Raw genomic sequence first — 12,932 nt, 5'->3', positions numbered from 1 at the left:
CAAAGGAGACTCAACTTCAGCGAAAGCAGCTGGATGTTGAGTCTTTTTTATGCCTATTCACAATGCTCATGGATACAGCTACCGTTCTAGTAGAGATCATGGCCGGGATATAGTTCGCAAAGGGTTGATTCTGAAATCTGGGTCTATAACAGTCTAGCCTGAGAAGGTGTCATGCCCTTGTACTGTTTGTACAGCTTGGTAAAATAATTCGGGTTGCTGCAGCCGACGATGCCGGCAATCTCCGTGATGGTCAACGACCGTTCACGAAGCAGCTTCTCCGCTTCATTCATCCGGGTCAGGTTGACGTAATCCACGAACGTGCGCCCCGTTAAACGCTTGAACATTTTGCAAAAATGAAACGGATTCAAACCGACCTCTGCAGCGGCGGTCTCTACCGACAATTTCTCACCGATGTTGCTCTCGATGTGCTGAATGAGTGTTTTATAACGATCCCGATTCGCAAAATACGGCTCGGCCGACTTCTCCGTGAACGTTGTGGGCATGAATGTGCGTGCCAGCAGAACGAACAGCGTGTACAGCTTGGACTTGGCAATAAGCTCATAGGCCGGACGGCGGGCAACAAGCTCTTCAATGACTTCATCCAGCAGCGGATAGCAGTCTGCGCCAGCTGGGTGGCTCTCGGCGGGCTTGACTGGGAAACGGAGCCGGCCTTCCATATAGGGAGCGACATAACGCGCATGAATCGGATCATGGAGGAAATCGTTAAAGAGGGATGCATTCACCACCACACAATCAAATCGTACGTCGCCCTCTTCAAGGGCATATCCCACGTGCAGGCTGCCGCCGGGGATGATAATGACTTCCCCAGCCTTTACGTCATACGGAGTTGTATCAATATGGAATACCGCGTGTCCTTGGCGCATGCTAATGATCTCAAAGTGCTCATGCCAGTGGAGATACAGGATACAGTCTTTCATTTTGGCATGGGAACAGAAGTTATTAAATACCTGCACGGGATAGGCTTTATAGTCAAGTCTCGTATTCTCATGAAGCTCTCTTGGATTGGACAAGCGAATTCACCTCGAACCGCAAAATAAGAGTGGTAATGCACAAGGTTGTATAGAGAAAATGTTGAGTTCCGCCATTATAATGAAGTTGCTTCACTTACAATAAGCCAATATCGGAATGATGACAACTGGTTAGGAAAAAGAATTGTAAGCGGTTTACAACAATATGACGTATTCAGGGGGAGTTAGCGGGCATGACCAAGACATTTAAAGTTGTGATAGCAGGATGCGGCAGTATGGCGAATACATGGGCGGACTATGCAAAAGGGCGTGAGGAAGTTGAAATCGTGGGCCTCGTGGATATCCAAGAGAAGTTTGCAAAGGCATTTGCCGATCGGCATGGGCTTTCTTGTCCCATATATACCAATATTACGGAGGCTCTTACTTCAAGCGAAGCGAATATCGTATTTGATGTGACCATTCCCGCAAGCCACTATGAAATTAGTACGGCAGCGCTTAAGCATGGTTGCCATGTATTCAGCGAAAAACCGTTAGCGGAATCGATGACGGAATGCCTGGATATCGTGAAGCTGGCCGAGTCTGTGGGCAGAACGCATGCCGTCATGCAAAACCGCCGATTTGATCCTCGAATTAGGGCATTCAAGGATTTAATTGATAGCGGCGCGATTGGAAAACCCGGTTTCATAGGGGCGGATTTTTTTCTGGGCGCCCATTTCGGCGGGTTTCGGGACCAGATGGACAGCCCATTGCTGCTCGACATGGCCATTCACACCTTCGACCAGGCTCGAATGATCAGCGGAGCCGATCCGGTATCCGTGTACTGTCAGGAGTTTAACCCGCCGGGGTCCTGGTATGCCGGTAACGCGATGGCGATATGCATCTATGAAATGTCGGACGGCTCCGTGTTCAATTACCGGGGTTCCTGGTGTGCCGAAGGCGCTCAGACCTCCTGGGAGGCCGCATGGCGCGTAACGGGAGAGAAAGGCACGGCAATCTGGGACGGACATAATGAGATTTATGCGGAGTTCGTGGCGGAAGGGGACCAATCAGGAAATTTCATTCGGAAATATGAACGGACGGAAGGGACGCTGCCCATAATGGAGAAGACCGGACATCACGGCTGCCTGGAACATATGTTTCATGCCCTCGAAGCCGGGATCAAGCCGGAGACCGATTGCAGCGACAACGTCTACAGCATGGCGATGGTGCTGGCTGCCTTGGAAAGTGCCAAGACGGGACAGAAAGTCATGATATCGGAGTTCATGAAGGGAACGAGTGAGTAGTCTCGGCGGCATTTTCATACAACTCTAGACTTGACTGGATGATAGCTTGCACAGGAATGTGTTGTCTGGGGACAAAAACATATAGGGTACAAGGAGCCGCGGGGATTCGCGGCTTTTTGGTTTTGCTAACCATGTTAAGAAGAGGACAGGACAGTACCTGCTCCTTCGGTGGAAATGACGCATGATGAGGAAGTAACCGATTAGATCGAATCAGAATGAACATGGTGTCATGTAAAAGGTGCCTTTTAAGGATTCCTTCCTTTGAAGACACCCCTCTTCCAGTGGGGGACAAAGCCGTGCTACAATAAAGGACAAGCATAAGTAAAACGCTTAACCTGGAAGAGAAAGGAATGACCTCTTTGCAGCAAAACTGGTATCGCAAGCTGCTTCTTTCCTATTTTCCCATTTTCCTTATCACCATTACAATTATCGTATTTCTTTCTTTCATTATGTTTAATGAGGCTTCACGAGAAGAAGCGGCCAAGGCGAACGGGATATCCACGAGATTTATTATGGAAGACCTCGACCGCTCCATCCATGCCATTGAGATGAACGTGCTGAACGAAGTGGAGACGAGTTCCCTATACTCAAGCTATCTGTTCAGTACCCCGTCATCCGACCAAAATCTGATGTACTCGCTGGTAAAACGACTTCGCGTGTTGCAAACGGACAACGACATGATTGAATCGGTTTATTTGTACCGTCATTCGGATCAGTCCGTGCTGACCACCAGCGGACAGAGCTCCCTCTCGTCGTTCCCGGACCGTTCATTTATTGAGCACGCCGTGAAGGACCACGATTATCGGGGCTGGTCGGCCGTACGCTCCATGACGGGTCTCGGGGAGAACGAACCGAAGCAGGTCATCTCCATGCACAAAAATTTGCCGCTCCCTTTCGGAAGCCAGGGGCTGCTGGTGATAAACGTCAGCATGTACCGGTTGGAGCAGATGATCAATCCGATGATAAATGACAGCGTTTCCTTTTTGAATATTCTGGATTCCAGCGGGGAGCTGATCTTCGAAGCATCCCAGACGGGAGAGGATAACCGGGGCAAAGAAGGCAAGGTGCTGACAACGCTGCAATCGGAACAGTTGGGATGGACTTTTGAAAGCGGTCTCCGTGCGGGCCAGCTCTATGCGTGGGTGTCGGTCGTATCCTATATCTGGGTTGTCATCGGCTTCGTTACTGTGGTGCTTGCCGTTATTTACATCATTTATATTAGCAGGCGGAATTATCAGCCGATCAAAGCCATGATGAACCGCATAGAATCCATTCAGCTGAACATGCCGCAGGCGGCCAAGGATGAACTATCCGTGATCGACAGCGCGCTTGAAAGCCTGATCAACAGGTCCATGGATTATGACAAAAAGCAGGACGAGAATCTCCAGCTTCAGCGCAGTCAGCTGTTTATGGACCTGATCGGCGGGCAGAAGCACGAGGAGGAGCTGAAATCCCGGATGAGCGAGCTGACCCCGATGACCCTGCCGGAACAACCGGTTGGCTATGTTATGATGCTCGGTGAAATCAATGATTACAGCGGGTTTCAGGATGTTCATACTGCTCGGGACCAGAACGTGTTGAAGTTTGCCTTGATGAACGTGTTCCAGGAGCTTTCACGCAATGCCGGCTTCAACAGCTGGCTCGAATGGATCTCCGGCAGCCGCGTCGGTATTCTGATCGCGCTGCCGGAGGTAAAAGGCGAGACTCGTGCGGCTCTGATCCATGCTGCCGAGGAATGCCGCGGCTGGGTCGAGGAAAAGCTTCGCCTGCCTTTGCGCTTTGGGCTGGGCAGTACGGTCACCGGGCTTCATGAGATCGGGGCCTCGTACCGCTCCGCCTCGGAGGCGCTCGGCCATAGACTGGTGATGGGGGATCATGGTGTCCTGGTTGGCGATGAGCTGTCCAAGGGGGATTTAAGTCACCTGCTTCCTTATCTGACGGAAATTTCGGAGCTGGTCAAGGACTTTCGCTTAAATAACGAAGGCTGGAGAATCCGTCTGCAGGATATGTTTGTTTCATTCAAGGAGGAGCGGCTGAAGGATGATATCATCCGTTCTCTGGTCAACAGCATGCTTCAGCTGCTGTCCCGGGAGGTTGGGGTGTTATCCGGCGAGCTGCGGAATCAGCTTTCGGAGAGCAAGGATCATATGCTGGCGGGAGCAGCGACCCTGGAGGAGCTGCAGAGCAGGATCAGCGATCAGTTAACGGAAACTTACCGTACTTATGTTGCGCTCAGCGAAACCAAAAGCTACCGGGCCATGATCAGCGAGATGAAACATTATATCGAAGAGCATTTTGAAGATCCGGATTTGTCCCTGAAGCATCTTAGCGACCGTTTTCAGATTTCAGGCAAATACGCAAGCTATCTGTTTAAAATGGAATACGATATGAAGTTCGTTGATTTCCTGGTACAGCTGCGGATGAAGCGGGCGGAGGAGCTGCTGACGGAGACCGAGCTCTCCATACAGGAAATTGCGGAGAAGATCGGGTATGCAAACGCCATTACGTTTGGGCGGGTGTTCAAACGGACGGCCGGTGTGACTCCGGGAGATTACCGCAAGTTGAAGATGAAGTCGTCTCCTGGTATAGAGCCGGGATCCTAAACGAGCAGCCTGGATTCCGAAAGCAGTTTATGATTATAGTTTATCAAACAGCGGGTGCAGAAGTTTCCGACCGGAAGTTGCACCCGTTTCGTATTTTTTACAAATTCACGGCATGTTTCGAACAAGGACCACATTTAGCGGGACGTTCAACATAAGGAACAAATCGCGGATGCAGCAAGGTTTAAGGCGATCGTGTGAAAACAGTTTATGATGCGAAAATAGTCATTGCAAAACCGAAAAACCCTGTAACCATGCGGATTCTGTCGTTTGGAATTTGGTTTATTGTCATTCACGGGCCTCTGAGGCATACTGAGGACACCCGAAAGGTTAAGCGCTTACATGAATGGGTCCCAAAGCAGCGTAGTGATGTATCCACAGGATATATTCAATTAAAAGAACGGCGCGAACGGTAGGGTAATTATCAATATAAGAAAAGGGGATGTAACTATGGCGGCAAGCAAGAAAAAATGGGGCAAGCTCGCAAAGCTCTCGCTCGTCATGCTGTTGGCCGGAACGGTCGTATTATCCGGGTGTTCATCAGACTCGGGGAGCAGCACCAATACCTCAAGTGGAAGCGGAAATTCCGGCTCTAATGATGGTAAGCAGGTCACGCTGAAGGTCGAAATTTTTGATCGCGGCAATACACCGAAGCCATACACCATAACCGACAGCTACCTAACGAGATACATCCAGGACAACTTTGGAACTCCTAACAACATTAAGATGGAATTTGTACCGGTACCCCGTTCGGAGGAAATCAAGAAGCTGAACGTTCTGATGGCCAGCGGCGGAAACGTGCCGGATATCGTTTTTACGTACGATACCCCTACCTTCAATCGCTACGCGGAGCAGGGCGGACTGACGGAACTGACCGATCTGATCAACGAGCACGGTCCGAACCTGAAGGAATTCCTCGATGAGGACGCGATGAGTTACGGCCAGTACATGGGCAAACAGTTTGCCGTTCCAGGAAAGCGGGCTTTCCTGGGTAAGTATTCTTCCTTTATCCGTACCGACTGGTTAGAGAAGCTCGGCATGGATGTGCCACAAACCACGGATGAGCTGTACGAGGTCTTGAAAGCTTTTAAAGAAAAGGATCCGGGCAAAACCGGCGGTAAGGTCATTCCTTTCGGCATGACAATCGAACCGGCTCAATACGATCCGTTAATCTGGTCCTTTATCCAGCCGACCACGGAAGAACAGAAGTATACGCAGCTCCAAAAGCTCGGAGCCAATGACTATCCGACCCTGCTTCCCGGCTTTAAGGATGCGCTTCAATTCTTCAACAAGCTGTACAATGAGGGGCTGATCAGCCGTGACTTCAGTTTGGACGAAGACAAGAAGCAGTTGACCCAGGATGTAACGAATGGCCTCACTGGCTTCCTGACAGAGGATTATCCGAACTTGTACTACGCAGACGGCACCTATGATACGCTGCTGAAAAACCAGCCGGATGCCAAACTGGAACCGATCGATCCATTCACGAACTCCGAAGGCAAGCGTGCGAAGCCTGAATATGCGCCAAACGGCATGTATATCATGATTCCGAAAACAAGCAGCCATGCTGTAGAAGCGATTAAATACCTGAATTGGATGGCGGATCCTGCCAATCTGCTGGCTCTGCAAAACGGCGTGGAAGGCGAAAACTATGAAATGGTGGACGGCATTCCCGTCATGAAGACCGACGCTCCTCAAGATGTGATTGATCGTCTTTACAACTCCGGCGACATTGCCATTATCGCTAACGGTAACTTTGTTGGTGACGAGGCACAGAACCGGGAGAAGCTGACGACCAACTTCCCGGAGAAGTTCCAGGATCTGCACCGCAAGGCCGTCGAAATTGCGGCAACGGATACGTTTAAGCCGGTCAACTTTGACCGACCGATCGAAGCTGAAGCGAAATACGGCACGAACCTCCAAGCTAAATACGAAGAGATGATCGTAAAAACGGCTATGGCCAAACCGGAAGACTTCGAGAAAGTGTTCGAAGCTACCATGAAGGATTACATGGTCAGCGGCGGCCAGGCGATTCTTGATGAGCGGACCAAGGTTTATCAGGAAATGCAATCCGAATAAAGGCAATCCGCAGCGGGACAAGGGAAAGGACGGCTATATTCAAGAGGCCGTCCCTTCGCTCCCGGCGTCATGAGCAAGGAGAGGATGATTCAGATGAGAGGAACCGTTTACCTGCGCCGGTACTGGCAACTATATGCACTGCTTGTTCTGCCTTTGGTCTACTTTATCATTTTCAAATACGGCCCGATGTGGGGCGTTCAGATTGCTTTTAAGGATTTCAATTTCTTTCAGGGGATAACCGGAAGCGAATGGATTGGACTGGATGCCTTCCGAGAAGTCTTCCAGACACAGGACTTTTATAAAACACTGCGTAACACACTGATGCTCAATCTGCTGGACCTCTTGGTTTCATTTCCGGCCCCGTTGATTCTGGCAATAATGCTGCATGAACTCCGAATTCGATGGTTCAAACGTTTATCCCAAACGATATTGTATATTCCCCATTTTATTTCATGGGTTATTATAGGCGGCATCGTATACCAGGTGTTTGGCACGCAATCGGGCATGATCAACAATATGCTGATGGCGCTCGGCTTTGATTCGGTGCCTTTTCTAACTGAAAAAAATACGTGGCTCATCACCTACCTGGCAACGGGTGTGTGGCAGAGCGCAGGCTGGGGAACCATCCTCTATCTGGCTGCCTTAACCGGCATCAACAAGGAGCTGTTTGAAGCGGCGGAAGTGGACGGGGCAGGCAGGTTCAAGCGAATCTGGTATATCACGCTGCCGGGCCTGAAGACGACGATTGTAACGCTCCTCATCATTAATCTCGGGAATATGATCTCGATCGGCTTTGACCGTCCGTTTGTCATCGGCAATAAAGCGGTCATGGATTACTCTGACGTGCTGAGTACTTATGTGTACCGGACCGGTCTGGAATCCGGGCAGTATACGCTGGCAACGGTGGTCGGCCTGTTCCAGGCTGTCGTTGGCTTGATCTTTATCCTTGGCGCCAACTATGCATCCAAAAAACTGACGGACGAGTCCATCATTTAACGTTTTTGCAGAAAGGAGTATCACTCATGAGCGAGCGTGTGTCGAACCGCGTTTTTGATACCGTAAACATCATCCTGCTTGCACTTTTTGTTCTTATTTGCCTGGCACCCTTTTTCCATATTATCGCCATCTCCTTCAGCTCAAATCGTGCGGTAACGTCAGGTGACGTGACGTTGTTTCCGGTGGAGTTCAGCCTTCAGGCTTACAAATCCGTATTCTCGGATTCCAGCATGATCCGGTCTCTCGGCTTTACGGTCATGCTCACATTGCTGACGACGGTGCTGTGCATGGTCATGACGATGATTGCCGCTTATCCGCTGACGAAAAAAAAGCTCAAAGGCCGCAAAATCTTCATGTTTATCATCATCGTGACCATGTTCTTCAGCGGGGGCATTATCCCGGAATACATTCTCGTGAAAGACCTGAATTTGCTGGATACGATTTGGGCCCTGGTTCTTCCGGGACTGATCAGCCCGTTCTATCTGATTATCCTGATCTCCTTCTTTAACGGAATTCCGGAAAGTCTTGAGGAAGCGGCCGAGATTGACGGCACAAGCCAGATCGGAACGATGCTTCGGATTATTCTGCCGCTGTCATTGCCGGTCATAGCAACGCTAAGCCTGTTCTATGCGGTCGGGCGCTGGAACGGATTTCAGGACACGCTGCTGTACATTACAAGCGAAGAGCTATATCCGCTCCAGCTGAAGCTGTATCAATTGGTACAGAACAATATGATAACGGATCTGACCCGTAACGAGGGACCTGCAGCGGGTGTCAGAGCAACCACGGAAAGCTTGAAAGCGGCCAGCGTCGTATTTGCCACGGTGCCGATTCTAATCGTGTACCCATGGCTGCAGCGTTACTTCGTCAGCGGCGTGATGCTGGGAGCCGTGAAGGGTTAAGGACGACGGATATCAGGAGGATCGTATATGTATAACAGAGTTTTTGAAGTCAATGACGGCTGGGTTCGGGAGGGGATGGACCGCCAGATTATGGAGCAGGCACATCGCTGGTATGGCGGGGTTCGTACCTTGGAGAACGGTTTGCCCTCACCCAACCATAACAGCGGGACACCGACCGCCATGGCGATCTGGGCCGCCGCGCTTTGCAATCCGGCATCCGAATACTACCGCAGCAGGGAGCTGGCGAACAGATTAACGCTAGCGGCGCGTTATATGCTGGAGGCTCAGCATAGCGATGGTACGATCTCGCCGGGCTGGACGAATTTTCATTCTCCTCCGGATACCGCCTTCGTCGTGGTTGGTTACGCGCAAGCAGCGCAGCTGCTTCTAGCCGACGGTTGGGAAGAGCTGAAGGGAGCGGCGGCGGATATGCTGCTGTTTCTGGAACGCACCTTACCCGCGCTGATCACCGGAGGCTGCCATACGCCGAACCATCGGTGGGTGATCTGCGCGGCTTTGGGGTTCTTGAATGAGCTGTTTGATTCGCACGATGCCTTGAAGCGAGCGGAGGAGTGGCTCGCCGAAGGCATGGATGCCACGGCGGACGGGGAATGGACCGAGCGCAGCAACGGAATCTACAACGTCGTCAGCGACGTCATGCTGATACATGCGGCCAGGTTGCTGAAACGTCCGGAACTTCTGATCCCGGTCCGTGCCAATTTGAAGATGATGTCCTATCTGGTTCACCCGGACGGGGAGATCGTCACCGAATATTCCGGGCGGCAGGATTTTGGTCAAAGCTTCGATATGGCGGGATATTTTCTGCCGTGTCTGATGATGGCCTCAATGGACCGTGATCCGGTATTTCAGGGGATGGCGGAACAGTCGCTGTCTCTGCTGAAGCATCCCGGCGGAGCACCGACCAACGCAGCCGTTCGGTTGCTCTTGGATCCGGGGCTAAAGCGCCAGGGTGCCGAGACAACGCCGATGCCGGAGCATTACCGCGTCGTGCTGAACGGAGAATTTCCAAGGGATCGCTACTTGTCCGGGTTTGCAGGTGCCGGTCATCACGGAGTCATCCATTACAGCCGGATGCATACGGATTTTGGCGCTCCGGTCGCCCGAATCCGTGAAGGACATACCAGCGTGACCGTCAGCACGGAAATGTCCTCCTTCTTTTCTATTCGTCATGGAGCGGCTCGTTTGCTTGGCGTGCAGTTCGCCTCCTACTTCGACCCCGGCTTTGTCAAGATGAGCCGGATGGCGACGCTGGAGCAGGGATATCGGCTATCCGGCGAACAGGAGAAGGGCTACAACGGACCGGTGCCGGAAGCCGATCTGCCTGCAAGCACCAAGGCAGACATCAGCCCTTGGTATCTGCTGCCGCATCATCGCCGTCCCCAGACGCATGTGCAGCGGCATAAGGTGGGGGTTGATGTGCTGGAAACCGTTGATGGCTGGAAGCTGGTCATTTCCTCGACGGAGCCGGAGGAAGTCGTATCGCAGATCTCGCTCATATTTCCGGCAGCTGGAACCCTTAGCGGTGGAGAGCTTGCTCCTGCCGGAGCGGATGCCCAGTTCTGGATGGGAGGGAGCATCCGTTATGAAGCGGACGGAGACTGGATGGAAATCAGCGGCGCTGGATTTCAGCACACGGCGGCGGGCGTCCGGGAAGCAGCTTATCCGCTCGGCTTCCGAACGCTGCTGCTGAACGTGGTAACCCCGTTCGAGAAGGAGATTCACATCAAACTTTCTCCTGCGGCTGGACACGCTCAAACGGAAGGAAGTGGAGCTCCATGACAAGCTATATCGAAGCTCGGGAGAGCATCCGGTATTGGTTGCGCGATGATGATGCCGGCATGCTGAAGACCATTGCCTGCCGCTACATCGGGGCAAACCCGGAAATTCCGTTCGCGCTGCGGTCGTTTGCCGAAACGGGCATTCTTCAGACAGAGGAAGGATATTATGACTTCAACTTCGGTGACCTGTTCCGGGATGCGAAGCAGGGGGACGCCGCCTATGCGCTTGGCTTGGTCTGGAGCGACGATGAGCGTTCGCTTGACGCCGGGGTCATGCCGTTCAGCCCCGTACGGTTCTATCTGAACGATCAACTGATGTACCGCTCGGGAGCCGAGGACGAGATGATGCCGGATGCAAAGATCGTTGTTCCGCTTGTTCTGAAACCTGGCTGGAATACGCTGCTGATTGAGGCGCGTTGGACCGAAGCTGGCTTCGGCTGCCGATTTGGCGCTCAGGAAGGCAAGGTCAGAATTCTGCAGGTGTTGTCCCCGTTTGCTGATCGGAAGGAAGCAGCCGGTTGGGCGTATGCCGGGCCGTTGACCGCCGGCATGTTCGGAGAAAGCGGCATCTTTCCGAATGCGTACGGAACCGAAAGTCAGACCGGTGTTAGCTGGCTCCCGGTCACAGGCTGGAGCGAGGAAGAAGCGGAGAAGCCGAATTTTGAGCGAATGTTTGGCTTGCCGGAGCTCCCGGTATCGGGTTATGCCTGGAGCCGATTGAATGTGCCGGCGGGCGTTGACTATGTTGTGCTTAGAGGCCGCGCTCTGGGGCGGACGAAAGTATGGATCGGCGGGAAACCTGTGTTGGATACTCAAGAGTGCGGCGATTTTGGCTGCGAGATTCCTGCTGCGTCCTGTCGAGGGGATCTTCTCGTTCGCTGCACTAGTGGGCCATCCGGATGGGGATTTGAGCTTGAGGCTTATAGTTCAGAGAAAGAGCTGGACTTAGTGCTTCCGGTTCCGGTCCAGGGCGCACCCTCTCCCTGGCTATTTGCCGGGCCGCTGGCTGCAGAGAAGGAGGAAATACAGGAGGAGGTGTGTTCGGTCCGACGGCTGTTCCCGCGGGCGGATAGCCGCGGTTTGACCGGCTGGTCCCTGGATGCGCCGGGCCGCCGGGTCAGGCCGTTCTATGAGAACGCGATGCTCAGCAACAAATGGACTTCCGGAACTGCCACCAATTTCGGGCGCTGGGACTATCCGCTTGGGGTGACGATGTACGGCCTGCTTCAGACGTCGCGAATCCTGAAGCGGCCGGATATTGCGGAATATGCACGGGCGCACATCGACATCTGTACATCATGGTATGAATACGCCGTTTGGGATCGGGATACGTATGGATTTCCGTCGATTAACCATCAGTTGGTGCTGATCAAAATGCTGGACAACTGCGGTTCTTTCGGCTCTGCGATGCTGGAAGCCTACACGGAAAGCGGCAATCCGGACTATCTGAATGTGGCGGAAGTGATTGCGGATTTTATGACGAACCGCCTGGAACGTCGGGAAGACGGCGCATTCTATCGTCTCTGCATCTCGGAGTACTCTGCGGATACGATGTGGGCGGATGATCTGTACATGAGCACGCCTTTCTTGTCGCGGTATGCCGAGATTACAGGCGATTCCTCTTATCTGGATGACGCGGCCCATCAGTTTCTGAGGTATCGGGAGTATCTGTTTATGCCTGTGGAAGGCGTGATGAGCCACGTGTTTGACTTCAAATACGGGAAGCCAACCCGAATTCCTTGGGGGCGTGGAAACGGCTGGAGCCTGTTCTCCTTGTCCGAGCTGCTTGAACGCCTGCCGGAGGATCATCAGGATCGCCCCGCACTGCTTGAATTTTTTCGTGAGCTGTGTGCCGGAGTCGCTTCTTACCAGGGAGAGTCAGGGCTCTGGAGACAAGTCATTACCGATCCGGAAGCTTATGAGGAAGCATCCTGTACAGCCATGTTTGTCTACGCCTTTGCCAGAGGCGTGAGATTTGGCTGGCTGGAGAATCCCGCGCCCTTCGCCGATGCAGCCATTCGGGCATGGCAGGGGCTGACCGGAAAAGCCATCGATCGCCGCGGCAGCGTGCACGGGGTATGCAGCGGGTCCCGTTATTCCTTTACCGGGGATTATTACAAGCATGACCTGCTCACCGTGGTGAATGACAATCACGGGACCGGCATCATGATGCTGGCGGGCGTGGAAATCACAAAATTGAAAGGCATGCTGGACGGCAAGTAAGGCATACACTTTCTGTAAAGCGCTTAACCCTTAGTTGGTTAGGCGTTTGGATCTATTAGGT

General features: G+C 52.6%; 8 protein-coding genes. 7 read left to right on the top strand and 1 reads right to left on the bottom strand.

Going from position 1 to position 12,932, the window contains the following annotated elements; genetic code table 11:
- Positions 1 to 143: 143 nt before the first annotated feature.
- Entirely contained in the window at positions 144 to 1,031 is an 888-nt protein-coding gene (locus ACQKPA_RS29805; RefSeq protein WP_427496007.1) for an AraC family transcriptional regulator, read from the bottom strand.
- Positions 1,032 to 1,222: 191 nt separating this feature from the next.
- Here ACQKPA_RS29805 and ACQKPA_RS29800 point away from each other — a divergent pair, with 191 nt between their 5' ends.
- The 7 genes from ACQKPA_RS29800 to ACQKPA_RS29770 all read left to right on the top strand — a co-directional run bounded on the left by ACQKPA_RS29800 (position 1,223) and on the right by ACQKPA_RS29770 (position 12,871).
- Positions 1,223 to 2,272 (top strand): Gfo/Idh/MocA family protein, encoded by a 1,050-nt coding sequence (locus tag ACQKPA_RS29800; RefSeq protein WP_427496006.1) that lies wholly within the window; start codon positions 1,223 to 1,225, stop codon positions 2,270 to 2,272.
- A gap of 350 nt (positions 2,273 to 2,622) precedes the next feature.
- Complete coding sequence (locus tag ACQKPA_RS29795; RefSeq protein ID WP_427496005.1) at positions 2,623 to 4,875, top strand: helix-turn-helix domain-containing protein; 2,253 nt, start codon at positions 2,623 to 2,625, stop codon at positions 4,873 to 4,875.
- 447 nt (positions 4,876 to 5,322) lie between these two features.
- Complete coding sequence (locus ACQKPA_RS29790; RefSeq protein WP_427496004.1) at positions 5,323 to 6,951, top strand: extracellular solute-binding protein; 1,629 nt, start codon at positions 5,323 to 5,325, stop codon at positions 6,949 to 6,951.
- A gap of 93 nt (positions 6,952 to 7,044) precedes the next feature.
- Positions 7,045 to 7,947, top strand: a complete 903-nt coding sequence (locus ACQKPA_RS29785; protein ID WP_071218553.1) for an ABC transporter permease — start codon at positions 7,045 to 7,047, stop codon at positions 7,945 to 7,947.
- A gap of 26 nt (positions 7,948 to 7,973) precedes the next feature.
- Positions 7,974 to 8,849, top strand: a complete 876-nt coding sequence (locus tag ACQKPA_RS29780) for a carbohydrate ABC transporter permease (protein ID WP_427496003.1) — start codon at positions 7,974 to 7,976, stop codon at positions 8,847 to 8,849.
- A gap of 27 nt (positions 8,850 to 8,876) precedes the next feature.
- Entirely contained in the window at positions 8,877 to 10,649 is a 1,773-nt protein-coding gene (locus ACQKPA_RS29775; protein WP_427496002.1) for a hypothetical protein, read from the top strand.
- Positions 10,646 to 12,871 (top strand): glycoside hydrolase family 88/105 protein, encoded by a 2,226-nt coding sequence (locus tag ACQKPA_RS29770; RefSeq protein WP_427496001.1) that lies wholly within the window; start codon positions 10,646 to 10,648, stop codon positions 12,869 to 12,871. Before ACQKPA_RS29775 ends, ACQKPA_RS29770 begins: the two co-directional genes overlap by 4 nt.
- Positions 12,872 to 12,932 lie beyond the last annotated feature (61 nt).

Origin of the sequence: Paenibacillus sp. NPDC093718, from assembly GCF_050279985.1 — a bacterium.
Lineage (GTDB): Bacteria > Bacillota > Bacilli > Paenibacillales > Paenibacillaceae > Paenibacillus_AQ.
This window is presented reverse-complemented; position numbering and strand designations above follow the sequence as displayed.